This window comes from Cupriavidus sp. 05L411, from assembly GCF_056398045.1.
In genome coordinates this window covers 13,866-40,786 of the sequence record NZ_JBFTOQ010000061.1, presented here as the reverse complement: position 1 = coordinate 40,786, position 26,921 = coordinate 13,866, and the positions used below count along the sequence as shown (strand labels likewise).

Here is a 26,921-nt window from a genome sequence, read left to right as displayed (position 1 = left end):
AGCCCAGCTCCTGCGGCACGTCTTCCCACGGAATCCCAGTCTGCAAGACAAATAGGATGCCGTTTAGCGCTGCTCGGTCGTCCAGCCTAGGGCGGCCGCCCTTTGGGGAGGGTTCCACCTTCGGCAGCAGCGGCTCAGAGAAAGTCTCATTTCGCAACCGCCGCTTGCCAGTTGCCGTGCCGGAACGGCAATTAGTCCCACTCCATATCCCTGAGCAGCCCTACTTCGTACGCCTTAGACTCGCGCGCAGCATGAGATGCGGCTTGCTCAAGGAGCGGCGCGTGATCCTTCGGGACGACCAGCATTGTCAAACCCAAACCGGCTAGAGCACGGAGGACATAGTCGAGGTGAACACCCTTTCCGTTCTCTAGCTTCGACAGCATTCCCACAGACACCCCACACGCTCGGGCGGCCTGATCAATTGGTAGGCCTTGGGCGGCGCGAGTCGCGCGCACCCTATCCCCAAGATGGGAGCACATCTTGATCGTGGCGCGCGATGGCAATGTTGGATCTGGCAAAGGTCGTGGCATGTGCAATACAAAGTTATGAGAGTCCCGAGAGTAGCGAACACATCGTTATTTCACGAAGGTGAAAGTATATCGGAGACCGGTTTGCTTCGTACTATGTTCAAGTACCACTGCTCAAGTACCACTGCATCAGCGGGTAGTGACATTACCGCTGGCACCTACGACGCGAACCTGATCGAGCGCGCCAGAAAGCCGCTCCGTTATTCGAGCGCAATCCCGCCGAAGAATGGGTACGGCAGGTGCGTTGTTCAGAAGAGACGCTAGAACCCTTCTTCCTGCCTGAGGACGCCACGCCCGCCTGCTGGGCACGAGGGGGGACCAAACGCTGCGGCACAGCCGAGCTATCACGGCGCTCTTCCTTGACACCAGCGACACGCCGAAGTGCCGCGAACGACCACGCGCGAAGATCTGCAGACCGAGTCAACCGAGGAGGCTATTCTCACCCACTTCTACCGCCTGTACGGCCGCCTAGAATCAAGAGCATCGTTGCCACGGAGAATGCTGCACCGGCATAGAATGTGAACTCCGCACCCAGTCTGTCCCAGAGCCAACCGGCGAGCGCACTTGCAACCAGCAGGGCCAGACCACCGGCTAGATTGAAAACCCCGAACGCAGTACCTCGTAGGTCCGCCGGCGCTGTGTCGGCAACCATAGTCGCCAGTAGCCCTTGCGTGATGCCCATATGCAGGCCCCAAAGGGCGACTCCACAGAGCGTAACCGCCCAATGCGAGCTAGTCGCCAACACAATATCGGCAGCAATCAGTATCACGAGCCCCCAGACCAGGAGCTTCCTATGACTGTACCTATCCGAAAGTTTGCCAAACGGGTAAGCGAAAATGGAATACACCAGATTCATTGCCACCAGAACCAGTGGTGCCAAGAATAGTGGCAGGCCGACCTGCTGGGCGCGTAGTATCAGGAAGGCTTCGCTGAATCGTGCCAACGTAAAAACCGCACCGATGACAACCACAAACCAATAGGGGCGCTTCAAGCGTGCGAGGTTCGCGCGCTTGATGGGGTTCGCCCTCCTTGCGCCTTGGTGCTCCTCGGGCTCACGTACCCCGAACATCAGCAGCGCAACCGACAGGACGCCAGGGATGACCGCCACCCAGAAGATGGATCTGAAGTCGTTTGCCCACAGGAACATCAGTCCGATGGCAATGAGGGGTCCTAGGAACGCTCCTACGGTATCGAGCGCCTGCCGTAGGCCAAAAGCAGCGCCGCGCAGGTGAGTGGGCGCGATGTCAGCCACAAGCGCATCGCGGGGTGCGCCGCGAATGCCCTTGCCGACTCGGTCAATCAGCCTCGCACCGAGTACCATCCCGACACCCGGAGCAATCGCGAACAGAGGCTTGGACAGCGCGCCAAGCGCGTAGCCGACGACCGCCAATGCCTTGCGCTTCCCCAGGTAGTCGCTCAGCGCGCCAGAGAACACTTTCACAATGAGAGCCGTTGCCTCCGCTGCACCCTCAATGAGACCAACAGCCAGAGCGCTGGCACCAAGCGTTGTCACCATGAAGACTGGAAGCAGGCTGTGAATCATTTCAGACGAGACATCCATCAGCAAACTCACGAATCCCAGCATCCAGATTCCTGTCGGAATTCGGCTTAACGTGCGTGCAGGTGCATTCATCGACAACTCCTTATCCTGGAGGCAACACCAGGATTCAAGCGCTTGCTATAGCGCGGATTCAGGCAAAAATCCATGGCAAGCTGTGAGCGCCACTGAACCACACACCACGTCTAGTTGCCAACCGAATAAGACTCCCGAGCGAATCCCCGACTTTCCCCGCCATCGAGCGGCGTGGCACTCTCCAGCAGTATGCAACGCAGCGCGTTCCCGGCACCTACTCCCTGCGGACAAATTTGGATACAAGATCCTGAAGAGACCCCGTCAACGAGCATTTCACTGCTTTCGTTTTTGTTGACAACTGCCTCTGACTTTTCACACCAGACCGTCCTACGCTGGGGTCCATTCCGGTAGGCAGCGCTTACAGAGGATATGTAACCATGAGAAAGACTTCGTCGCTAGCCACCCTGGCGACGGTCGCCGCCGTTGCATTCGCCGGCGCGCAGGCTCATGCGAATGATGGCGTCGGCATCGGTGTCCCGATGCCCTTGGTAGCCGCACCCGTGTATGCCCACGCTCCTGCCTACCCTTCACCGCCGGTGGTCGTAGCGTCACAACCTGTAGTCGTTGCTCCGGGATACTACGACGACTGGCGTTTGGGCCCACCCATCGTTCCCTGCAGCTGACGAGCCGAATCAAGGACCGCGAGGCAGCCGGCGCAGACCAGCGCCCTTTAGTGGCCCAATCGATCATCCAGCATCAGGCCATGTTCGAGCATTTTCGGCGTCATCTGTTCGACGTCGACACCACCGTGGCCACGTTCGGCCCAGGCCATATCGATACCTTCTAGCAGGCGCCCGACGCGCGCGGCTACAGTACCACCACGCGCATGCGCTATCTGAAACTGCTGGACCGGTTGTGTCGACACTTGGTGGCCATCGGCGTGCGCAAGAGCAATCCAGCCGGCCAATTGGTCCGCGACGGTGATCGGCCGAAGGACGAGCCGGACCCTATCTATCTGCCCGAGGACACCGACGCCCGCCCGCAGGCATGGGTGCAGCCGCGCGCCGGGGATAATCTGGCGGCCTTGCGCAACCGCGCCATCGTGGCAATCTTCCTCGGCACCGGCGTCACGGCATTGGAAGGCTGCACGGCCCACCGGGATTACCTGCCGCCTGATGCTGTCCCGCCCTACCTGCGCGTGCCAGCCCACGGCGCGCACGACACCCGCAAGGTCCCTCTCGCGTCCTTCGCGGTGCCGATCCTGGCGGAATGGCTCGTTCGCCGACAGACACGGTCGACCTCCAGCGACCTCGTCTTCTCACTCAGGGCCAGCGGCGAGCCGATCACTGATATGAGCTTTGGCAAGATTGTGCGAGCGGCGCTCGTGGCCATCGATTTCGAAGGCGACAGCATGAGCCCGCGGGTGCTGCGCAACACGTACTGCCGGCGTCGACTACTTGCTGGCCACGACAGCGATGAAGTCAGCAGGCTGCTTGAGCGGGCCAGCACGCGAATCTGCGACCGGATCAGTGCTACCATCGGCGCGCAGTTGTAATTGTTGGTTTCACTCAGTCGCACACACCGCATGGAATTTGCTATTCTCTCGAACGCCTCCACGGCGAAAAATCAACGAGTAACCAGACCACTGAAGAATCCATGGCAACCAAAGCGAAAACTGTCGTAAAGACCCCGGCCAAGCCTGCCGCCAAGAAGGCAGCGCCGGCCAAGAAGGCAGTAGCACCGGCAAAGAAGGCAGTAGCACCGGCAAAGAAGGCCGCAGCGGCTGCACCGGTGGCGAAGCCGCTGAAGGAAACCTTCACCAAGGCGAGCTTGCTGGCCCACCTGGTCGCCCAGACCGAGCTGGACGCCAAGACCGTCAAGACCGTGCTGGCACACCTGGAAAACACGGTCCTGAGCGCGGTGCACAAGAAGGGGGCAGGCGAGTTCACGCTCCCTGGCCTGCTCAAGGTCACTGCCCTGCAAGTGGCGGCGACCAAGAAGCGTTTCGGCAAGAACCCGTTCACCGGCGAAGATCAGTGGTTCGCAGCAAAGCCCGCAACCGTCAAGGTGAAGGTCCGCCCGCTGAAGAAATTGAAGGACGCCGCCCTGTAAGGCGTACCAACCTGCTGAACGAATGGAGCCCGCGAGGCTCCATTTTTACTTATGCCCGGCTAGCAAAAGAATAGGCCCCTTACATGGTGGCCCGAAGGACGGGCGCACGGCGGATATCAACGCAGGCAGACGGCTGAGATCGGCTGCGGATTCAACCGGTCAACGCAACAGCTTGATGGAATCGTTCAGCCGGTGTATCGAAGTTTAGTGTTTTGCGCGGGCGTTCGTTGAGCCTTCTGGCTATGGCGTTGAGCTTGGCTTGCGAGTAGCCCGAGAGATCGGTGCCTTAGCCGCTACACGCGAAACTCGCCGTATAAGGCTATGTTAAGTTACGAGTCACTCGGCGATGCCAATGGACACCGATGACGCCAAGGCGTGGCTTTGGCCGGACTCAGCCCTCACGTTCTTGCAAGGCTTTCTCGGCGCCGGTCTTGCCAAATCTCAACGGATTCCGCGCAGTCTTTCCAGAGCGACTCGCTCACGGGCCAACTCTTCTTCTTGCCAACCGCAAAAGCATTGCCTGAGCCGTTGCTCGCTGGCATCGAACTGTACGGCCGCCTGATCGATTCGCTGGGCGCGTTCTGCCGGAATGACGCTTGCGGCAGCYAGAAGGCGGTAGCCCACCCCGAGCCCCAGTTCGAGCGAGCTTGGTTGCATGGACTGCGGCTGACGTGAAAGCGCGACCTGAGCGCGCTGCAGCGCAGCGATGGCCTCATGCACGCGAGCCGCGTCAGGATGGCCGGCATCCGTCAGGAGCGACTGCTCCAGGATATCGACCATTGCGCGCTGACGCTGCAGCTTCACGCGCTGGAGGCATGGGCTGTCGCCTTGGACCATGTTGATCTGCCAGTGTCCTTTCGCAGATTCCAGCCCTCTGTACGTGGCGTCGGAAAGACTGGGGCCCCAGCCCGGTGATTTAGCCATGAGAACGACTTGCTGATCAAAGCCCCATCGAAGTTCTCCAATGACCTTCAGTCCTTCATCGCCACGCACAAGGGACGCGAGGTCATAGAGTGCTTTGCCCAACGCATCAAGTTGTGCGAATTGTTCAACGGGTATTGCCCGGACATCCAGTGCGTCACGTAGGCCCCCGATCTGCTTCCTTAGCTCGTCTGCATCTCGATGCAGAAAGGCCCGTTGCGCCAACAATTGGCGATGCTGGCCCTCAAGGAGCCGTAAGCCTTCGTTGGACTCTACCTTGGGTGCCAGAGACAGCAGCGCGGTCGACTCCCTGATCGCTTCGTCCCACAAAGAGCGCCCGGCAGCTCCGCCTAGGCCGTCGGCTTCCTGATAGAGAGCACGCACGAGGATCTGCCTTGAGTTTAACTCGACAAGTTGGCCGTTCGATCCTCGACTCGAGTGGAGCATCTGCGTGAGCTGCTGGCGCGCTGTAGCATGAGACAGAAGATCGCGGCGCAAGGCCGCCAGTCGCAAGCTCGCGATCAAGGCAGCACGCTGCATGCCCTCTTTTTCAGGCCATTTTTTCAACTGGTCAATCGCCTGCAATAGGTGCACTTCATCGCCCTCCGCGTATCCGATGCGGAGATTGAGAAGCGCCTTTGCCTCCTGCGCAGTCGCAACGTTTGGCGGCGAAATTCCGCGCTGCAAGTCGTCAAGTCCTTTGCGAGACGCTTCGTCACGCGGAGGCGCACACACGGAGGAGGTCAAAGTTGCGCTTGGTCCTCCAATTGTGAAAGGGCGCGCTTGCCCGAAGGCCGAAAGGGATGTAACGAGACATGCGGCCAGCGCGCTGGCGAACGACCAGGTCCGGTGCGACGTAGTGCAGAAGCGGCCGAGCTTTTCCAGCCTTGTCCGGCAAGCCAACTGTGGATGTGCGGATGGTATGACCATGTTGTTTTTAAACTCCTGAGCAATTGCATTATCCAGAATTACTCCGATCCCTCCCGCCGCTCGGCTGGATAAAAAGAGGCGTCATCTTTCAATTCAGGATGCCCTCTTGCAGTGCGTGAGCTTGGGGCCGATTCACCTGTTCTCCGCGAGTAGTGCCCCGGGGAGTGAGGCGAAATGCAGTAGTGTGCGAGATATCAGTATTCCAGCTCTCTGTGACAGAAGGCCCAGCGTCTGTGTAGGCCTTACCGTAACCGACACCACCCGGCTGTTGCGGTAACGCGCTGGAAGACCGTTTCTGTCAGACTTGCTCATTTCCGCTCAACCAGGAACTAAGCTGACCTCCTGCTTGGTCCAGGCCAGAATTAATTCTGGCGTTTTCGCCGTGGCCAGGTCTTTCCTCCACAGAGGCACCGCACGGGTGTAAGGGGTGTTCACTTAGCTCCGGGCGCTTATTCGCCATCACGGGCCTGGTCGGATTAAGTTGCCGTCAACGCTGCGTACCTCGGAGACGCCATGTGGAGCATCAACGGTTAGACTGATCACGGCGAAGTGGTACTTGTCGACGGTCAAAACGCGGAAGCGGGTTCGCCTGGCACGCCGGCGACTTCTCCGGCCACACCTCCGACCTGAAGTCAGCCAAACAAGTGCGGAAGCGGCTGCCGCATTTTGAAGCAGGCAGCTCGGCCTATTCCTGACATACTCGCCTTCGCATCTCCGTCCGCGTTCGCTCTCGGTTAGCTGTTAATCCCCGGAAACTCACTTTTGACGGTCCACGAGATACTCGATAGAGATCATACCGATATCCGACTCGTTAGACCTCCGTGTATTCCAAGTCGGTCCGATCGATGACCTTGTCAATAACAAGGCCGTCCGGCGTCTCCCTCATGTTGCAGAACACCACCTCGTCGGTGTAATAGATCGCCAGGTAGTTAACACCTGATATTTCGAAATGCGAAAGCCATACTTCCTTGCCTTTGTGCTCTTCCGTCCAATTATTCTTGGCCATAAAGGGCAAATCCGGGCCGTGCTGCCTGGCGAGGCCGGCGGCGTATTCCCATCGGCTCTTCTTCAGCGGCGCATTCGCGATTAAGTCTGTCACGAAATCGCGCTTCTGCTTGCCCAATGCCGCCAGCCTGGCATCCAGCAAGGGGTTACGTCCGAAAATTTCCGCCATGCTGAACTTCCATTGCAGATCCGGAACGGGCTTGATGTACGACAGAGATTTCAGCCACCTCTTCTGCAGCGTGGTCACGTCGTTGGTTGCGTTCAGCATGTGGAATTCACGGTCCTTCTGCTCGATCCATTCGTCAACTTTGCCGTGGATTGGGTGGTTGAACCCGCCTCGCGCGCGCACGGCGGCCGTGCGTTCGGCACTCGCGTTGGTGTATTGCGCAACCTCCCGGAAGAGGCGCTGATGAGCGTAGGCGCCTACCGCCCCGAGCCCTTCTTCCACTTCGCGCTGTACGTCTTCCGACCATCCGCTATTGGCCACGAACTGCTCATGCCCGCCGTTGCTGACCTCAGCCTGGTAATTGCTGAGGCGATGGTTGTAAAGAAGCGCTGCGGGGATTTCGTGCCGGGTGTAGGCACCATAGTCGGCTAGGTATTCCATGATCTTCATCAGCGCCCCGATCAACGCATGAGGATCGTCACTGTCATAAATGCCTTGGCGGACTGGAATCATGTTCAGACGGGGCAAGTGTGGGGCCAGGGGGTCAAAGATATCCATTGCCGGTTCAGCAAGGTATTTGCCTCCGCACGACAGTGCGGACGATGGCGGTTAATGGCTGCTCAACGGTCTTGAGGCGCTGTTGACTTCGAAGTACTGCGCCATGGTGTTCACATGAGCCACGGACAACTCACCGGCATAGAAGCGGAGCTTTAGCCATGACAACAGGTGGGCGTAGCGAGCCTGCGCCAAGTTGCGCAGCGCGTCATAGAACTGCTGTTCGGCATCCAGGATATCCGCATTGACGCGCTCACCTCCGGCCACGCTCTTTTTCATCGCAACGGTCAGTTCGCGCGCTGAATCCACGGCATATTGATAGGCTCGCATTTTGGCCGCACTGCTGTTTTGCAGGTTGAACTGCTTGCGCAACTCGTTTAACACTTCACTAAACTTGGCATCATTTTCGTAGCGCAGGCGCTCCTTGCTGTCCACTGCCTGCCTCACCGTAGCGGACACGCCACCGCCAGCAAAGATCGGCACGGTGACTTGGATGCCGATGCTGTTGGTCACATAGCGCTGATCGAAAGTCGCTTCCGAACTGGATTTTTGGCGGCCCGCCGTCGCGTATAGACTGACCTTGGGCAGATGGCCGGCGCGAGCCTGCTCGACCTGCTGCTCGGCTGCATCCAGCGAGTAGCGCAGTGCCGCAAGTTCCGGATTACCTACCAGGGCCATCTTATGCCAGGCCTCGAAACCGCCGGGCTCCTGCGGCAGCGCGCCAAACGCCCTGGCCAGCGGCGCTAGGTTCTCGGCTCGCAACGACTGTCCTATCATGGCGCCAAGATCACGCAGCGCGGCGTCCAGATTGTCCCGCGCCTCGATCTCCTGCGCCTGTGCCAGGTCGTAGCGGGCCTGGGTCTCCAGCATGTCGGTGCGAGTGCCTTCGCCAGCGTCGAGGCGCCGCGCGTTCAACGTCATCTGCTCAGCAAACGCGCGCTTCTGCGCCTGCGTCAGGTCGATCTGGTCTTTAGCAAAAAGCGCCTCGGTATAGGCCTGCGCGACGCGCACAGCCACCTCCTGGCTGCGGCTGCGGAAGCGGGCGTCAGCATGGTGTGCTTGCGCAATGCCCCGGTAATAGCGCGAGATCGCCTCGTAGTCGAAGACCGGCTGCTCCAGCGTCAGTGACGACGAATAGCTACGGTAAGAACGGTCCGACGTAGACCTCCCCAAAAACCCCGGTTGGGTCACCTCAGATTGATTGCGCCCCGCCTGATACTGGAACGACAGCTTGGGCAACAAGGCCGCCCGGCCGATAGCGCGTTCTTCGAGGCCTGCATCCCGCTCTTTGAGAGCGGCGTGGTAGGTCGGATCGTATTCCAGCGCCATGCCATAGACTTCCATCAACCCGATCATACGGGTGTCGGCGCCGTCTTCCATTGCAAACCGAGGCGGCGACGCTTCTGCGTCCATGTCTGTCGCCGCACCAGCATCCGTGCTCGCATCCAGGCACAGCAAAGCAAACGCCAGTAAACCTCCCGGTCCGACCCATCGCCATCTCTTGCTCCCGCCCCCTGCGCACCGCGCCAACCTGCTCCTCATCAACGCTCCCGAATACTCTCGCTGCCATACTGGATCAGCGGATCGAGGAAATACTCGATCACGCGTCGCCTGCCTGTCTTGATCTCCGCGGTCACCGCCATGCCCGGTGCCAGACGAATGTCCGCCCCATTGACGGCAATGGTTGAGCGCGCCATGGCGATACGCATCGAATAGACTAGGCCGCGCTTCTCATCGCTGATTGCATCGTCCGACACCGAAGTCACGGTGCCTGGCACGACGCCGTACTTGGTGTAAGGAAAGGTCTCGATCTTGACCTCGGCTTCCTGTGTGGGCAGTACGAAGCCCACGTCCTTGTTCTCCAGGAACGCCTCGACCTCCAGCACGTTTTCTTCCGGCACCACCAGCATTAGAGACTGGGCTTCCGTCACCACGCCGCCCAGTGTGCGCACAGCCAGTTGCTGAACCGTGCCGGACACGGGGGCGGTCAGCCGCGTCAGGTGCTCGGACTGCCTTGCCTTGATCAGGTCCTGCTCCAGCAGGGAAATATGCTGGCGGCCTTCATTCAAACGGTCCAGGCTTGCGTGCCGCGCGTCCGCCCGCAGTGTCTCGCGTTGCTGCCTGGCCTCTGCGATAGAGGCCTCGATTTCTTTCAGGCGGCTGCGTTGCACGGCGAGATCCGCCTCCTGTTCGATACGCTCGCGCTCGCGTTCCAAATAGGTATTGCGCGCCACGTATTGCTCGCCCGCCAAGGCTTTCAGGGCCTCGGCGCGCTGGCGCACGATAGGTGAGGTCTTTTCCAGCTTACTCACAAGCGCCAACGTGGACTGGTGCTCGGCCTGGCGGCGCGCCAGCTCCGCATTGATGCCGGCCAGCTTGGCCTGCAATGCCGAGAACTCTGCCTCAGCCAGACGCTGCACATCGGCGAAGGCGCGCGGATCGACATCGGCCTGCGCCAGTGCGGGCGCACGCTTTCCATCAATGGCTGCCAACATGGCTTCGGCATGTCCGACCTGCAAGGTCCACGTTTGTAGTTCGTTCACGATGCGCTGCTGTTCTGCTCGGGTAACGGTGCCGTCAAGTTCGATCAGCAAATCCCCCGCCCGCACCGATTGCCCTTCGCGCACGTGGATGGCCTTGACCGTGGCCGTACCGATGGGCTGCACAACCTGGGTGCCTTCGCTGGGGATGATCTTGCCTTGCGCAGTCGCCACGATGTCCACCCGGCCGAAGATTGACCACAACAAAGCCAGCAGCGCAAAGACGATCAGCAACCACATGGCCACCCTTGGTGCGGGCGACACAGCCGTCTGCTGCAGGGACAAGGCGGCCGGCAGAAACTCTGCTTCGTCGGCATCGTAGCGCTTGCCCTCCCAGGACTTGCGCTCTCGCCAGGAGGCCGCAAACACTCCGACGTAACGTTTGCACAGGTCGCCCCATGCACCAAAAATATGCCCCCAAGCCACGCGCTACCCCTGCTGCATGCGATGCAGGGCGGCGTACTGCCCTTGCTCACGCTGGATGAGGTTGGCATGCGTGCCTTCCTCGACAATATCGCCGCGCTCCATGACGACGATGCGGTGTGCGTCCTTGACTGCCGACAGGCGATGCGCTATGACGAGTACTGTCCTGCCACGGCTGATCTCGCGCATGTTCTGTTGAATGATGCGCTCGGACTCGTAGTCCAGCGCGCTGGTCGCCTCATCGAAGATCAGGATGCGTGGGTTAGACAACAGCGCCCGCGCAATGGCGATACGCTGGCGCTGCCCGCCAGACAGCGTGGCGCCGTGCTCGCCCACCATGGTGTCATAGCCTTCTGGCAACTCAGCAATGAACTCATGCGCGCCGGCCAGCTGCGCGGCGCGGATCACCTGTTGCAAGGGCGTGCCGGGATCATTGAGCGCGATGTTGTCACGGATGCTGCGGTTGAACAGCACGTTCTCTTGCAGAACCACCCCGATCTGCCGGCGCAGCGAACTGGCGTCGATGGTCGATATATCCACCCCGTCGATCAGCACACGCCCCTGCTCGGGCTGGTAAAGCCGCTGCACCAGCTTGGTCAGCGTGCTCTTGCCCGAGCCCGAGCGGCCAACGATGCCGACGGTCTCGCCAGCTTGGATCGCCAGGTTTACGCCGCGCAACACTGGCTGCGCGCCTGGCCGATAGCGAAACTCGACCCGGTCGAACTCGATGCGCCCCTGCACCGGCGGCAGCGCTGGCCGGGGCGTATGGACTTCGGTGCGGGTGTTCAGGATATCGCCCAGCCGCTGCATGGAAATGCCCACCTGCTGAAAATCCGTCCATAGTTGCGCGAGCCGCATCACCGGCCCGGCCACGTTGCCCGCCAGCATATTGAAGGCGATCAGTTGCCCCACCGTCAACTGACCGTCGATGACCAGCCGTGCGCCAAGCCACATCGTCCCCACCGTCACCAGCTTGCTGATCCAGGTCACACCGCCATTGGCAATAGTGCTGATCGCCGTCGTGCGAAAGCCCGCCCTTACGTATGCGGCCAACTGGTTGTCCCACTTACGTATCCACTGGGGCTCTACCGCGCTGGCCTTCAACGTCTCGACACCGCTGATGGTCTCAACCAGGAAGGACTGGTTTTCAGCGCTGCGATTAAATTTTTCGTTCAACCGCGCTCGCAAGGTGGGTGTAAACCCGAGCGACAGCAGAAAATAGCACGGCAGCGAAGCCACCACGATCAGGGTCAGCCAGACGCTGTAGTGCGTCATGACAGCCAGAAACAGAACTGAGAAGAATAGGTCCAGCACGACGGTGATGGCATTGCCCGTCAGGAAGGATCGGATGTTCTCCAGCTCGCGTACCCGCGCCACCGAGTCTCCAACTTGCCGCGCGCGGAAGTAGGCTAGCGGCAGGTTCAGGAGGTGTCGAAACAACCGTGCGCCCAGCTCCACGTCGATACGGCTGGAAGTGTGCGCAAAGACATAGCTGCGCAGGGCATTGAGCACCACCTCGAAGGTCACAACCGCCAGCAAGCCGACCGCGATGACATCCAGCGTCGTAAAGCTGCGATGCACCAGCACCTTGTCCATCACGACCTGGAAGAACAAGGGCGTGACCAGCGCAAAGAGTTGGATCACGAACGAGACAATGAAGACTTCCAGTAGCAAGCGACGGTACTTGACCACTGCCGGGATGAACCAGCTGAAATCGAATTTGGCCAAAGCACCAGCCACAGACGCGCGCGAGGCGATCAAGATCAGTTCGCCGGACCACGTCTGTCGGAAGTCTTCCAGCAGCAGCTCCGTCGGGCCTGGCTTGCGCGGATCCTGGATCAGCACCTTGCCTGCGTCGTGGCGGGCCAGGATGAAGTAGTTGCCATCCTTGTCGCGCCCGATGGCAGGCAAGGGCGTAGTCGCCAAGCGCTTGGCGCGGATCGTCGCCTGGCGGGCGCGCAGATCGAGCTTCTTGGCGGCGAGTAGGATTTCGATCGCGCCAAAGAGCTTACCGTCCGCCCGAAATTCATGGGCAAGCTGATCGACGTCGGCGGCAACTTGGTGAAAGCGGGCCAGCATGACCAAGCATACGAGACCGGTGTCGAAAGGAGGTGGTTGGTCCGCCCCCTCTTCCCCCGATTCAATGCCAAGCCCCGGCGGCGAACGACTGGGCCCGCCGGGCATTTCCTCAACGCGTTTCATGGGATTGATGCGTTCCTGATCTCGTATTACTGCCAGTTGGCAGCGATAACCGGGGCCAACGTGGTGGCGTAGTTGGGCGGCAGGGTGAGTTGACCGCTGACGGGCGGAGCAAACGCTGCCATTGCGGTGACCAAGTTATCGACCTTGCTGTCCAGCAAGAGCTTGGCACCCGCCTGGAATGTCTCGACTCTGTGTTGGCTGCCGAGGTACCAGTCGTCCACCAGAAACTTGTCGCCTGTCCCGATCACGCTGACCTCCAGGTCGTCGGCGACCTTTCGGAACCACAATTGGTTGATCGTGATGGACCCCATGATCATCGCAACGTCGGCATTGCCCGCAGTCGCATCGTTTTCAACGATGCGGTCCATTCCGCCGCCTGGCATCAATAGATACCTGTCGTTGCCAGTTCCACCAATCAGGGTATCGTTGCCCGCATAGCCGTTCAGGGTATCGTTGCCGGCGCCACCGTTTAGGGTATTGGCAGCTCCATTCCCGAACAGAACGTTGACCGCATCGTTGCCCGTGCCATCAATAGCGGCGTTGCCTACCAGCGTCAATCTTTCGACATGCTCGGGCAAAACAAAGGACACGGAAGCCCGAACCAGGTCCGAACCCTCGTTGGCCAACTCCACGATCACGTCCTGCGCGCTGTCGACATCGTAGATGTCGTTGCCCAGTCCGCCGATCAGGGTATTGCGGCCGGAGCCGCCCGACAACGTGTCGTTGCCGGCGTGGCCGATCAGGGTGTCGTCACCCGCGCCCCCCGAGATCGCATCGTCGCCCGCCCCGCCCTCGATCGTGTCGTTGCCGGCCCCTCCAATCAAACCAAAGGACTCACCTTGCTCGCCTTGCCAGTTCGCCGCCATGACGGGGGCCAATGCTGATGCATAGTTCGGGGGCAGCACGACCTGCCCCAAAGCCGGAGGCGTCAGGTTCGCCATGGCTTGAACCAGGGCTTCTACCTGCGAGCCGAGCAACACTCCGCCCGTCGCGGTCTGGAACTTCTCCACCCGGTGCTGCGCACCGGCATACCAGTCGCTCACAAAGATACGATCATTCGTTCCAATGATCCTGATACTCAAGTCGTTTAGCTCACGCCCAAACCAGAGTTGGCTGGCCGTGATTCCTCCCGTGAAGAGTATGGTGTCCGTGTTGCCGGCTGTCGCGTCATTTTCAATGATGCGATCGATATCGCCGCCACGCCCAAACACATAGGTATCACTGCCCAAGCCACCGATGAGCGTGTCGTACCCCGCCTCACCAAACAAGGTGTCATTGTTGTCGCGGCCATCGAGCCAGTCGGCACCTGCTCCGCCGTACAAGGCATTGGCCTCGGCATTGCCGCTCAGCTTGTCATCGGACTTGCCGCCAATCACATTTTCGACATTGATCAAGGTGTCGTTGCCAGAGCCTCCCGTCGCTTGGCTGCTTGTCACGGCAAGGTCGATAGTGATTGCGCCTGTCGCACTCACGTAAGACACGGTGTCGATGCCCCCAGCGCCGTTGATTACGTTATCCCCCGCGGCAGCCTCGATCCGGTTATCCAGAGCGTTCCCTGTCATGTTGGCCACTCCGGTCGAATCGATCACCACGTTCTCGACATTCTGTGCGAGGGTGTATTGCACGGCCGAAGAGATGACAGTGTCCACCCCGCCATCCGCCGCTTCAACGATGACATCACCAACGTTATCCACTCGATAGATGTCATCGCCAAGTCCTCCGCGCATAACGTCGGCGCCAAGCCCGCCATCAAGACTGTTGTTGCCGGTATTGCCTATGAGTACGTCGTCATACCGGGTGCCAATCACGTTCTCGATAGCGATCAATGTGTCTCTGCCCGACCCACCAGTCTCTTGGGCCGCCGTCAATTCCAGATTGACCGCGACCGCCGATGTCATGTACTCGTAGCTGACGGTGTCGACACCACCGGCCCCGTCGATCACGTTGTTGTCTTGACTGGCATACAAGACATTGGCCAACGCGTTGCCGGTCAACCAGGTCGTGCCCATCTGCATGATGCGGCCATTCTCGACGTTATCGGTCAGCGTATAAGCGACAACGTAGGAGTGCACCAGATCGTTGCCGGCATTGGCCCCTTCGATCACTACGTCGCCAGAATTGTCGACGTAGTACACATCGTCCCCGGTGTCGCCGGCCATGATATCGGCCCCGCTTGCACCATCAATCACGTTGGCTTTCTCGTTACCCTGGATCGTATCGTTGTAGCCGCTGCCAACAATGTTGTCGATATCGAGCAAGTCATCTTTACCGGAGCCGCCTGTCACCTCCGGACCGGAGTGGTCGACATGCAGATTGACCTGTACCGCCGACTTAGCATACTGATAACTCACCGTATCGATGCCCGGGAGGCCATTGATTCCCGGCGTCGATCCGATGATAGTGTCGTTGCCGTCCCCCGCGTACAGGATGTTCGCTAACGCGTTCCCCCGAAGAGAAGTACCGCTCGGACCAATGATGCGCCCATTTTCGACGTTTTCCGGCAAATCGTAGTACGTCAATGAGACATAGACGGTGTCCGTCCCGCCGTTGACGTTCTCCGCGATCTTGTCATCCTTGTGATCCACGTAGTACAAGTCGTCCTTCGCACTACCCACCATGGTGTCGGCAACTGGACTGCCCTGCGGCGGCTGGGGTCCGGACCCACTAATGGGAATGGCCGCGTTGGCAAGCGCAGAGCTCAATTCGGCCGCGCCGGGAATCTCGAAGGCCGTTTGCACATCAAAAGCCGGGTGTGCGGTCCGGTAGGCGGTCATCGCTTGTACCAAGCCGTCGATCTCGTACAGCGAAATGCCATCGCCCGCCAGAATCCGTTCGAGCCGGAAGGTTTGCCCGGAATACCACCCCTTTACCTTCACCCGGTCATCACTTCCCAAGATTTCGATGATCAGGTCATCGCCCGTACGGCTAAACCAAAGTTGCCGAGAGTTGATATCGCTTCCCAGCAGCAGGGTCCCGCCTGTCTCCCTAATACCGGACAGCCCGTGGACTATCGTGTCCTGCCCGTCACCGCGCTTGAACAGATATGAGTCGTTGCCACCGCCGCCATAAAGCAAGTCGTTGCCGCGGCCGCCACTGAGCGTGTCTGCACCCATACCGGCATTGAGCAGATCGTCGCCGCCCAAACCGTACATCACGTTGTCGCCAGCATCGCCGTGCAATTCGTTGTCCTGGGCGTTGCCTGTCAGATGCAGACCAGACCCCATGGACACCAAGACTTCGACGTTCGCAGCCAACTGCAGCACACTCAATGTCGTGTGGATCGCGTCGTAGCCACCACCAGCCGCCTCAACGACGGCATCGGGTCCATTGATCACATAAACGTCGTCTCCACCAAGCCCCGTCAGGCGACTGCCTTGGCCGTTCCCCGACAAGCGGTTGTTACCATCGGTGCCCGTCAACGCCAGCGTCCCCGCGCCTGTCAGCTGACCGTTCTCCACGTTCGCAAACGTGCGCAGATCCAAATCCACAGCCGACTGAATCGTATCGCTGCCTTCTCCAGCGAGCTCTATGATCTCGAGATGTAGGTCTGCATCGTCCCAGATGTAGGTGTCATCGCCGATGCCGCCGTACAGGTGGTCGCGACCCGAGCCACCAGCCAGTGTGTCATTGCCATCGCCGCCATAGAGGAAGTCATCGCCGTCGCCGCCATAGAGCGCATCATTGCGGGTATTACCATACAACGTATCGTTGCCGCTACCACCGTACAGACGGTCGTCAGAGTTAAAGCCTCCGGAGATGACGTCGTCACCGCCCCGGCCATAGACAACCGCACCATTGAAGGGCGCCACGAGCTGGTCGGCCCCCATGGTGCCGACGACAGGCCGGTTGGTATCCAACCAGCCATTGAACAAGTCACTGCGCTGGAAGAATTGGTCGAAGTACGTTCCATTGGCACCCATGACGTCCGCTAGCACCATATAGCTGGTGAAAACCGACCCATCCGCCCTCGTCTTTTCAAAGGTCAGGAGGATATCGCTGGCGATTTCATTGTCGGCTGATACAGGCACCCAGGCGTCGAGCGAGTATTTCCCGTCCTTGGCGCGCGCCGGATCGAGGCGGCCTAGCTGCCAGCCATGACGATTGCTGGCGTCATCCCGGATAAGATTCAACGAATAACCGTCATAGTTCGGTGCCCCTCGCTCGACGAGACGATCACCACGGTCCATCTGGACGACCGCAAAGGTCAAGGTATCTCTGTCGAACACGTAAGTATCCGCGCCTTCGCGGCCTCGTACGTAGACATTGCCGCTCAACGCAAAGGTTTCCGAATTGGCCGTGCCGATGACGACATCCGCCGCGGCCATCGGCCCCTGGAGGTTGCGAAGATTGTCGGCCGGCATATCCGCTTCGACAGGACGCGTGACCGGAGGTGATTTCCCACCCGCGGTCATCAAGCTGCGTACAGATACCGAGGCTTCGTCGAAGACGATGAAATCGACCTGCAGTTCGCCATTCGCACCTTTTTCAACGCGGATGTCGGCAGCGGCAGAGCCCGTTCCTCCTCCCGAGATGCGCATTGCTCCGTCGTCCATAACTTGAACCGTCACATCCTTGCGCAGATACCCTTCCATCCTCAAACGATCCTGGCCCTTGGCTCCCGCAGTCGCCGAGCCGACGAGCGCAATGACCGTCATGCCTCCATCGCCTTTGCGATAGATGTAGGTATCATTGCCGTCGCCGCCGTTCAGATAGTCACGCAATACCAGGCCGTCGCCTGGCGTCGGATTCCCATTGGGATCCAGTATGAGTGAATTGTCGGCGTGATAGACGGGGGTGGACCAGCGCTCCGTGACAGTTGAGGTGTCGCGCTGCTGCTTGCCGCTGTCCAAGTACGTGCGCTCCAGGTATGCACCGCCACCCCATAGCGTGTCGTCGCCACCAAAACCGAACAAGACATCGGACAGCCCAATCACGTCACGGTAGGACGTGCTGTCTATCAAGGAGCTAGTAGGCGCGATACCGAAGTTCCCATAGCTACTGGCGGTAAGGTCGTTGCCGCCCTTGGTATAGAGATCCATCCACGAGGGGCTGCCAGGCGGGAGAGACTTGATGCTCCCCAGCCGGAAGCTGATGCGACCTTCGATAATCTCGCCGGCTTCGGATCCAGTCACCATCGACGATTGACGGCTGCGAGCCACCTTGAACGCCTGGTCCAAATAGTAGTTCTGCCCGCTCTGACCTCCCCCGAAGAAACGCCCATTCAGATCCGGATCGGTGCGTGTCATCCGTCCCTTGCTCTCGATCAGGGCAGCCAAGTCCATCACCAGGGGGGTGCCCTGTTCATCCAATATTGAATTGAACGAGATGTTCTTGACGTTGTTGTGCTCCACACCCTCAGCAAAATAGCCGACGATGTCCACCGTCATCTTGCCATCACGCGATTGCACCCTGAGCGTATCGAAGGCGTCGCCATTGAACCCGAATCGTAGAGGATCTGACGTATTTATCAGAAAGTGCTCCAACTCAGTCGCGTTGCTGCGCGGCCCATTGCCATCCATGCTATAGGTGTCGTATCGCAGCGGGTTGGCAATTCGGTTGAACACCAGTGTATCGGGTGTGTTAGCCGAGACGACGAGTGTGTCTTCGCCATCATCCCGGTAGGAACCGCGAATAATGGCGACGCCGTTGCTTGCCAGGTACTTGTCATTGCCTTCGCCGCCATCGAGCAAAGCTCCCGACGCGCCGCCGGCCAAGTCATCATTGCCTTCGCGCCCGACCACATACCAGTACGCTGCCTCCGTGGGGAGAATCGGGCCGCCATACAGGTGATCGTCAGAGACCGTCCCAGTATAGGCACTCAGCTTCGTCTTGTCGCCGATCAACCCTGTGTCGTAGACTGCCACCCAACCAAAATCCACGGGAACGTAGCCGTCGTCCGTCGGCTCGTAGTCGCGGAGTTTCTTGCGCACGCCGTCTGCAAAAACCAGCGTCGTGTCGTCGGAAAAGTCCTTGAGCGTCAGCGAGTTCGTGCCCCATTTGAGGGTCCCACGAATTTCATGAAAGAGATCAAATGTCACCGCATCCGCCTTCACATCTGTGAAGACGATCGTGTCCGCAGCCGACAAGGCCCATACGGTGTCGTGCCCTGAGTTAGAACTCAGGCGTATCGTGTCTGTGCCCGAACGGGCAATGATCACGTCGTCCCCCACGCCGCCCTCGTAGAGATTGACCCCGTCGCCGCCGATCAGCGTGTCATTGCCCGCTCCACCGTACAGTTCATCATTGAAGTCGCCCCCATTCAGCAGGTCATCTCCCTCATCGCCGTACAGGAAGTTGTTACCCGTACCGCCAGACAAGCTGTCATTGCCGGCACCACCAAAGAGCTTGTCACCGCCATTGCCCCCGCTCAGTACATCGTCACCCGCGTCGCCGCGCAGTTCGTCATCTCCATTGCCGCCCACCAGCTTGTCCTGACCGTCCCCCCCGGACAGCATGTCGTTGCCATCACCGCCGAGCAATTCGTCCAGGCCGTCACCGCCAACAAGACGATCGTCGCCACCCAGGCCCTCGATCCTGTCGTCGCCCGTGCCGCCGTCCATGCTGTCCTTGCCGGCACCCCCGCGCAGCGTATCGTTGCCACTCCCACCGAAGAGGATGTCATCGCCCTGACCGCCACCTTCCAACACATCACTGCCACCCCCGCCATACAGGGTATCGTTCCCCAGGCCACCCAGCAGCATATCGTCACCCGAAGCAGTGCCGGCGACATCATCTCCATAGATGATAGAGCCGTTATTTGCGGCCCTCAGGATGTCGTTGCCCGCCCCACCAATCAGCGTGTCGGCAACTGTGGCGGCGGTGGAAACCAGCACCTCAATGCGGTCATCGCCTACGCCTGTATCGATTCGGTCGCCGCCTGCCAGGGCATAGACAACATCGTTGCCTTCACCGGTATTGATGGTGAGTCCACTGTTCTTCCGCGCAAAGACGATGTCGTCGCCACCCAGTGTGTCGAAGGACTTGGCGCCAAGCTTCTCCTGCACGATGACGTCTGCGCCCTGCGTGACCGCCTTGCCGGTTAACAGCAATGCTGCCCGCTCACCGCCCTGGAAGACGAAATTGGTCGGAACCAAATCGATATCGTTGGACGCTAGCCGATCAGCACTGTAGGTGAACGGAACATGCAATTCGACGCGTTCGCCGTCGTTGTTCGTCAACCGGATTTTGGCTGAAAAGCTGTTGACGTCCGTGCTGGAGAATGTGGCTCCAACGGTAAAGTGGAAACTGCCGGCGTTCTGGAACTCCACCGTATCCAGGCTATCGAGATCGCGGATCCCCGAGGTCTTGAAGCCTGGCGCGAAGACGAAACGGTCAGCGCCCGCGCCGCCCGTGAGGATGCCGCCGAGCGACACCAGGATATCGTTACCTTCGCCGCCGCTCAATATTCCGGATCCCGTCAGATGGTCGTCGCCCTCGTCGCCATACAGTGCCCCACTGCCGACCAGAACGTCATCGCCTGCGCCGCCGTTCATCGTGGCTGTGTCGGGAGCATGGTATTGAACACCGTTCCACATGATTTCGCCACCCTGCAACAGGACTCCAGCGCCGCCGGTCTGTGCGCCGCGCAGGATGTCGTCACCGGCGCCCCCGTCCATGGTGTCCCCACCAGCCGTACCGATCAGCGTATCGTCGCCGTTGCCGCCGATCAGCTTGTCGTTGCCGGCGCCACCGTCCAGCACATCGTCGCCATCACCACCGAACAGTTCATCGTTGCCGGCCCCGGCATTGAGCGTATCGTTCCCGCTACCGCCCAAGAGCAGGTCGTCGCCGCCATTGCTCGTGAGTAAATCGTCCCCGGACCCGCCATCCAGTATCTCGCCGGTGTCGTCTCCGATGATCTCATCGTTCCCAGCCCCAGCGCTGAAGATACGTTTGCTGTTCTTCAGCACCTGCGCCCATTCGGCGGTCAGCCCCATGGGATTGACAGTCGAGGTCCCGACGAGCATCAAGTCATCACCGTCCGTGCCCTGCGGCCCCCAATTGACTCCCACGATCTCGAAGTAATAGGCCAGTTGCTCAAGGGTGTAAGTGTCATTTCCCACCTTGTACACATTGATCAGCTCGCCTGTGCTGGTACGCTCCTGGATCAAGGTCGGGTTGTAAGCTACACGCTCATTATGTTGATACGACACGACCCCGCCACTGACGACGCCGTTGAAATACACCCCTTGATCAGTGACCATCAGGCCATCCCTGGCGTAGGGCTTCTTACGGCCGACGCCAGGAATAGGCGAGACATAAATGACGGTCTTGTTCGTCACGGCGCCAGACACAGGATTGACCTTGACGACCCCATCGGTCGACATCCATCCCATTTGCTCGGCGGTCAGCTTCTGCGTCACCCCTTGCAGCAAAACACTGCGCGTGCCGGAGTGACCCGCATAGCTCAGTAGCAACCCGCCCGGCTGCAGGATCTGGGTCACCGCGTTGGCCGACAATCGGGCCGCGGACCGGAGCATCAACAAGTCACCCGAGGCCGCGTTGAAATCCGTGATCGTGGTCACACCTGCACCGTCGTCCTCGATCACGAAGCTATCCGCCTCGGTGCCGCCTGTCAGAGAATCGCCAATACCGCCCAGGAGTACATCCTTGCCTGCTCCCCCGGTAAGAGAATCACTGCCTTGACCGCCTTCCAACCGGTCCTTTCCTTCGCCGCCCACCAGCGTGTCGTTACCCCGCCCTCCTACCAGACTGTCGTTTCCGGCCGCACCAATCAGCGTATCGTTCCAGTCGGTGCCGACTACGCGGTCGATCCCGGCGTTCACCCCAAGACCATAGTCGTTGGCGCGACTGGCCGTCGCGCCTGACAAGTCAATGTAAACCGCACTGCTCAAGGCCGACGCATTCAGCTCCGACAGCCCGCCCTCTGGCGCGATGGTCAACTGTCCGGCGTACTCGTCGGTAAGCACATATCGCTTGACCTGATCTGCGCCACTGCCAACTACCTGCAGGCTGGCCTGAAGACCGTTCACCCCACCTGCGCCCGCCGCCTTGTCTTCGACCACGAGTTGCCATTGACCATGAACGTCTTCGCCCCGGAAATGCACGCTCATCAGGTCAACGTCCAGCGTCGTCGCATTCAAGGGGTTAGCGATCCCACCCGTCAGGCCGGGCCTGTCCAGCAAGATGCTACGCGTGCCGGACGGCGAAATGAGCGTGACCACCAGGTCGCTCCAGCGTGCGTGTCCTAGGCTCAGGTGCAGCAACACCTGCTCGGCGCTGACATGCTGGTCGACATGGAATGCCAGTATGCGCTGCCCGCCATCAGGCAGCGCATTGGCTTGTGCGGCCACCGAATCAGTATAGACGGGGGCCTGGTCATTCGAAACCCAGGTCTCCGCCATGCGCACGGCCGCAGCGGCATCCACCATGCCAAAGCCGAAGTCGTGACTGAAATGCATGCCCACGCCGTTCCAGGCCTTGTCCTGGTTGTTCGACCACGTGGTACTGGACGCCGCGCCGGCGCCCATATCCTTGCGCGCTGTCAGCGCGAGAATGCTCTGGACGTCGCGGTACGTCAGCTTGGCATTGGCTTCCAGCATCAGCGCGGCCACACCCGAGACGATCGGTGYGGCAAAGGACGTGCCCTGGGTCTCAGCGCTCTCGCCACCCACCTTCTCGCCATCGGGCGTTTCTACCGACACGCTGGCCGTCAGGATATTGGACGCCGGCGCGGCCACCAGAATATTGGCGCCGCGCTCACTGAACGCCTTGGCAGGCTGGTTGCTGCCGCCCACATTACCGATCTGATTCACACCCCCGACGTTGATCGTATATTCGTTCGAGGTCAGCGTGTTCAGCCCCGCATCAAAGCCTTTGGCGCGCTGATTTCCTGCACCGTAGACCATGACCGTTCCCAGGCCATTGCGTCCGTGATTCGCTGCGGATTTCTGCGCGACAAACTCGGCTTGTGTCTGCAACATGATCGCCGGATCGCCGGCGGTCAGACTGGCTAACCAGCCAAACTGGTCGGGGGTACCGTGTCCCCAACTGTTGTTGACAACGTCGTAGTCGCGCATCGTCATCAAGTCTTCGCGGAAGCGGGCGACCGTCGATGCGGGGTTGGAAGACGGGATAAAGGCCCTGGAGTCCAGCGTCACGCCATACGCCACGCCGACGCCGCCGATGCCATTACGCGCCGCACCGATGACACCAGCCACTTGTGTGCCGTGAGCGGAGTGCTGATTCGTGTCCTTGAAGTACGCGCTTTTGTTGGATACCAAGTCGGCATGATTGAGATCTGCCGCCTGGCGATCCACCGCGAAATCGCCGCTGGCTTCGAGCACCAGGACCTTCACGCCTTTGCCGCTATAGCCACGATCCCACGCCACGGGTGCGCCCACGGCACCCAGGTACCACTGCTTGACGTAGTCAGGATCGGCTGGGGTGTTGCTGGGTACCAGCAGGACGCGTGCCTTCATCTCGGCAGTGACGGTCGGGTCAGCGGCGTTGGCGATGATCGGTGCCGCGTTGCCCTGGGCATCCTTGACACGATAGCTGAACTCGATCGGACCTGCGTAGCCGGTCTTTCGCGTAAATGTGACGGTTTGACCGTCTTGACTTAAGGAGACAAAGCCGCCGACTGCATCACCGACCCAGTGGATGGCAATCTGTGCGGCGCCAAGGTGCTGGAAGTCCAAGTCGTTGGCCAGCAGGCTACTCACGGAAATCGTCACGGGGCCGGCGGCGGCCACCGCAATGCGATCATCCACGGGCAATGGCTCGTCCAGCCCTAAATCAAGGGTGGTGGAAGCCGTGCCGGTTTTGAAAGAGAACTTCTCGATGTTGGTCAGCACCACTGTGCCGTCGCGATCAGCCACGGTATCCGTGATCTGATATCCGCCGCTCGCCGTGCGTATGAAGCGATAGTCGGACAAGGCGCCCGAGAGTTCAATCAGGTCGATGCCAGCCCCGCCGTCAATGGTGTCCCGTCCGGCCGAGGCCGAGATCACGTCGTTGCCTGCGCCGGCATCGATGATGTCGTCGCCTCCACCGCCATCGAGAACATCACCGCCCGCTCCCCCATACAGGTGGTCATTGCCCCGCCCACCACGGATCAGGTCGTCGCCGGCTCCGCCGTCCACGATGTCATCGCCATCCTGTCCCGACAACGCGTCATCAGCGCTGCCRCCCAGAATATAGTCATCGCCCGCAGCGCCCTCAATAAAGTAGTTGTCCGCTCCGCCGCCGACTAGCACATCCGCACCATAGCCGCCATAGACAACTTCAACGTTGGCCTGCGCAAGGTTAAGGGCAACACCCTTGTCGTCTGCAATCAGTACGGTGTCGATGCCGGCGCCACCATCGATGTCGGCCTGCATATCGGCAGCGTCGATGACAAGCAGGTCGCTACCAGCGCCGCCCAGAAACTTGTCTGCCCCTTCCCCGCCGATGAGCCAGTCGTTACCCCCCGTTCCGACGAGCGTATCGTTACCTGCGTGGCCAAAAGCCTGCGTTGCTCCGCTTCCGTTCAGGTCCAAGCGCACGCCCAGCGCGCTTTTAGCGACCAGCGCCACCTGCTCACTCAGCACAGCCTTGGCAATACCCGGCGCATAGGCAGTGGTGGTTGGCGCGCCCGTGGGAGCCTGAGGCTTAATATCGATATCCCACAACGTGCGCGTCGACCCATTCGTATACGTGGCAATGACGCCTTTGACATTGCTCTGCCCTGCCACCGTTCCAGAGACCGGTGCAAGCGCGATCGATCGAACGCCCAAATCTGCCAGACTGGAGAGTTCCCCCGTGCTTGCGTAGGCGTCCTGGTTGCGATCGGCCCACAAACGCAACTCGGACCAGTGCTCATCCGCAGCGTCCAACTTGCCGTCACCATTGGAATCCAGCGTCGCCAGAGCTGGCCGGACTCCACCACTGCCTGCCGTCAGGGTGAACAACTCCGCGCCATTCGAGATGCGTCCATCACCATTCCGGTCCATGACCAGTAACGGGTCCGTGGGAGACACCCACGGCAACCGCTCCGCGACACCGTCAGCATCCAGATCGAAGTCCACCTGACCCACGCCCACACGCACGCCATCGCCGCTACCATCCAGGACGACGGGATCGGTGTTGGGCAACTTGTCTTCTGCAGCATTCGCGTTCGCGTTCAGTAACGCCGCGTAGTAAGCGCTGTCTTCTACCCACCAACCGCTGGCGTTTACACCGCCACTGGCGGTGGCCGCGTTTTCGCCCACAAGAATGGTTGTTGCGTTGTTCAACTGCACTTCGTGCCCATTGGCCAACTTGACAGTGCCGATCTGGCCCGCATCGGGGGTAAAACCGATCCAGTTGCCTTGTGCGTCGAAGTACAGGGTGGCGTTGTAGCTCTTACCTTGGTAGGTCACCACGCCATGGTTGCCGCTGGCCGGAATCGGCATCGCCCAGCCCGGCCCCTCTTCGCCCGCAAGGCCGCTGCTACCATAAATCTGCGCCCGCAAGGCTGCCATCTGGGCCGCCAGATCGTTAAGGCTGCCGTTGCCGGGGCGGGTTCCGCCCGTGACGACGTTGCTTGGGGAAACGAACTCGATGCCGCCGCGATTGACGTAGCGCTCGAGCATGGTTGCCGCATAGCCAGAACCGGATTGCAGCAAGCCGTGCCCGCCACCCGAGCTGCCCAGGTTCAGGTTCGACGGATTCATACGAGTGGGATCGGTGGCTACATCGAGGATGCTTCCATTGCGATTGGTAGACCCGTTGAACTGGCTGGCGATCCAAGCCTTCAGCTGTTCCTTGTTTTCCTTATAGGCCGCGTACGCCGGCGCCTTTTCGATGCTGTCCGCGATCGTGTTCAACTGCGAAATCGTGCTATTTCCGGGATACAGTTGCCCATACAGCCGGATCGCACCAATGATGTCCTCTCCCGAGAGCAGCAGTTCCCAAGCATGCTTGGCCCAACCTGCGGGCAGGGCAAGACTTACACCGATATCGAATGCGGCGTCGCCGGCGATCTGCCTCAACGTCGATTCATTCAGGTCAATCCCGAGCGATAGCCGCGCCTCGTCGAAAGATACGGGACGCCCGAGCTCCGCCGCCATGGCGTCCTTATGCTGGAATACCATTGCGACCAACCCACCGGCGGTAAGCGCGACAATTGCCGTGCTGTGCCCTTTCTTCACGATATCAAGCGACTGGTGAATATGAAGTTTGTCGAATACGGAGATTGGGGTGCTATGAATACCGTATTGGCTGTTCAAAGCTGTAGCGACATCGGCAGGTTTCGCATACGTGGAGATATCCAGCGCGCTGCCGGAGCCGGGAGTGGCATCGAGTACGCCAGCGCCTGGATGAACTCCCGGCACATACTGGCTGCCCACCATAAAGGCAGGGTGACTAGACACAGCCGGATCCCAGGTCAGGGTATTTGAGTCAAAAAGCTTATTGGTAAATTTTTGCCACAATTCGGTGGATTCCATTTCCACCCGTACCTTGTCCGAGGTGTGCAGCTTCAGAGCAGAATTGGGATTAGTTAACTCCGCCTTTAAGAAAGCGGCGAAGCCATGCACCTTTTTGGCTTGCACCGAAAGCCAAGCACGCTCAGACCCAAATCCGTTCCAATCAGCACTCAGGGCTGCCGTCTTGTACGCAATATCGAAATCGCCAAAAATTCTAATTTGCGCGGCATTATATGCCGTGTGAGACCCTGTGTGGGCGGCCGCCCCGACTATTTCACGGCTTGTTGTTTTGGTTGCTGTTACTCCGTCGATTTTCTGGACCAAAGCGACGCCGTTAGTCTTGAAATCTCGCTGATCCCATAGCCCATTTTCCTGCAAAGCTTTCAGAAAATCTGACCTTTCAAACGCTTGGATAGATATAACGTGATGACCTGCGTAGCCAACCAAATTACCGGATCCACCATCGCCATTTGGTATCAAGATTTTTGGCAGGTCAAGATTCTTGAATTCCCAATTTTCGTCGATCATGTGAATCCCTAATCCAAGATTGGTGCCAAG

11 protein-coding genes and 1 pseudogene are annotated in these 26,921 nt (G+C 59.8%); 2 read left to right on the top strand and 10 right to left on the bottom strand.

Annotated elements, in window-relative coordinates:
- The 3 genes from AC1DQR_RS36595 to AC1DQR_RS36585 form a co-directional block, all read right to left on the bottom strand.
- Positions 1–157: transposase (locus tag AC1DQR_RS36595; RefSeq protein ID WP_477134804.1), on the bottom strand; the 157-nt coding region annotated here is incomplete at its 3' end.
- Between the two features lie 34 nt (positions 158–191).
- On the bottom strand, positions 192–479 hold the full coding sequence (locus tag AC1DQR_RS36590; RefSeq protein ID WP_416047295.1) for a helix-turn-helix domain-containing protein: 288 nt from the start codon (positions 477–479) through the stop codon (positions 192–194).
- A gap of 487 nt (positions 480–966) precedes the next feature.
- Complete coding sequence (locus tag AC1DQR_RS36585; protein ID WP_416046922.1) at positions 967–2,160, bottom strand: MFS transporter; 1,194 nt, start codon at positions 2,158–2,160, stop codon at positions 967–969.
- Positions 2,161–2,986: 826 nt separating this feature from the next.
- Here AC1DQR_RS36585 and AC1DQR_RS36580 point away from each other — a divergent pair.
- Both AC1DQR_RS36580 and AC1DQR_RS36575 read left to right on the top strand, forming a co-directional pair.
- Positions 2,987–3,655: a tyrosine-type recombinase/integrase gene (locus AC1DQR_RS36580; RefSeq protein ID WP_416046921.1), complete on the top strand. Its 669-nt coding sequence runs from the start codon at positions 2,987–2,989 to the stop codon at positions 3,653–3,655.
- 101 nt (positions 3,656–3,756) lie between these two features.
- Positions 3,757–4,212, top strand: a complete 456-nt coding sequence (locus AC1DQR_RS36575) for an HU family DNA-binding protein (RefSeq protein ID WP_477134801.1) — start codon at positions 3,757–3,759, stop codon at positions 4,210–4,212.
- 151 nt (positions 4,213–4,363) lie between these two features.
- On the opposite strand, the pseudogene AC1DQR_RS36570 reads toward AC1DQR_RS36575, so the two are convergent.
- From AC1DQR_RS36570 to AC1DQR_RS36540, 7 genes and pseudogenes are all read right to left on the bottom strand, one after another.
- Positions 4,364–4,498 (bottom strand): annotated as a pseudogene (locus AC1DQR_RS36570) (IS30 family transposase); the annotation flags it as partial.
- 155 nt (positions 4,499–4,653) lie between these two features.
- Complete coding sequence (locus tag AC1DQR_RS36565) at positions 4,654–5,820, bottom strand: hypothetical protein (protein ID WP_477134800.1); 1,167 nt, start codon at positions 5,818–5,820, stop codon at positions 4,654–4,656.
- A gap of 1,054 nt (positions 5,821–6,874) precedes the next feature.
- The gene (locus tag AC1DQR_RS36560; protein ID WP_477134799.1) at positions 6,875–7,792 is read right to left on the bottom strand and encodes a DMP19 family protein; all 918 of its coding nucleotides are present in this window, start codon (positions 7,790–7,792) and stop codon (positions 6,875–6,877) included.
- 51 nt (positions 7,793–7,843) lie between these two features.
- Positions 7,844–9,202 carry a TolC family outer membrane protein gene (locus AC1DQR_RS36555; RefSeq protein WP_477134798.1) on the bottom strand — a complete coding sequence of 453 codons (1,359 nt, stop codon included), beginning with the start codon at positions 9,200–9,202 and terminating at the stop codon, positions 7,844–7,846.
- A 128-nt stretch (positions 9,203–9,330) separates the two neighbouring features.
- Positions 9,331–10,755, bottom strand: a complete 1,425-nt coding sequence (locus tag AC1DQR_RS36550; protein WP_477134797.1) for an HlyD family type I secretion periplasmic adaptor subunit — start codon at positions 10,753–10,755, stop codon at positions 9,331–9,333.
- Between the two features lie 3 nt (positions 10,756–10,758).
- Positions 10,759–12,954 (bottom strand): type I secretion system permease/ATPase, encoded by a 2,196-nt coding sequence (locus AC1DQR_RS36545; protein WP_477134796.1) that lies wholly within the window; start codon positions 12,952–12,954, stop codon positions 10,759–10,761.
- Between the two features lie 26 nt (positions 12,955–12,980).
- Positions 12,981–26,891 carry a S8 family serine peptidase gene (locus AC1DQR_RS36540; RefSeq protein WP_477134795.1) on the bottom strand — a complete coding sequence of 4,637 codons (13,911 nt, stop codon included), beginning with the start codon at positions 26,889–26,891 and terminating at the stop codon, positions 12,981–12,983.
- Positions 26,892–26,921: the final 30 nt, after the last annotated feature.

Excerpts from the sequence above, each read along its gene's own strand:
- AC1DQR_RS36590 (WP_416047295.1), bottom strand. The coding sequence starts at position 479 with ATGTGCTCCCATCTTGGGGATAGGGTGCGCGCGACTCGCGCCGCCCAA.
- AC1DQR_RS36585 (WP_416046922.1), bottom strand. The coding sequence starts at position 2,160 with ATGAATGCACCTGCACGCACGTTAAGCCGAATTCCGACAGGAATCTGG.
- AC1DQR_RS36580 (WP_416046921.1), top strand. The coding sequence starts at position 2,987 with ATGCGCTATCTGAAACTGCTGGACCGGTTGTGTCGACACTTGGTGGCC.
- AC1DQR_RS36575 (WP_477134801.1), top strand. The coding sequence starts at position 3,757 with ATGGCAACCAAAGCGAAAACTGTCGTAAAGACCCCGGCCAAGCCTGCC.
- AC1DQR_RS36560 (WP_477134799.1), bottom strand. The coding sequence starts at position 7,792 with ATGGATATCTTTGACCCCCTGGCCCCACACTTGCCCCGTCTGAACATG.
- AC1DQR_RS36555 (WP_477134798.1), bottom strand. The coding sequence starts at position 9,202 with ATGGACGCAGAAGCGTCGCCGCCTCGGTTTGCAATGGAAGACGGCGCC.
- AC1DQR_RS36545 (WP_477134796.1), bottom strand. The coding sequence starts at position 12,954 with ATGAAACGCGTTGAGGAAATGCCCGGCGGGCCCAGTCGTTCGCCGCCG.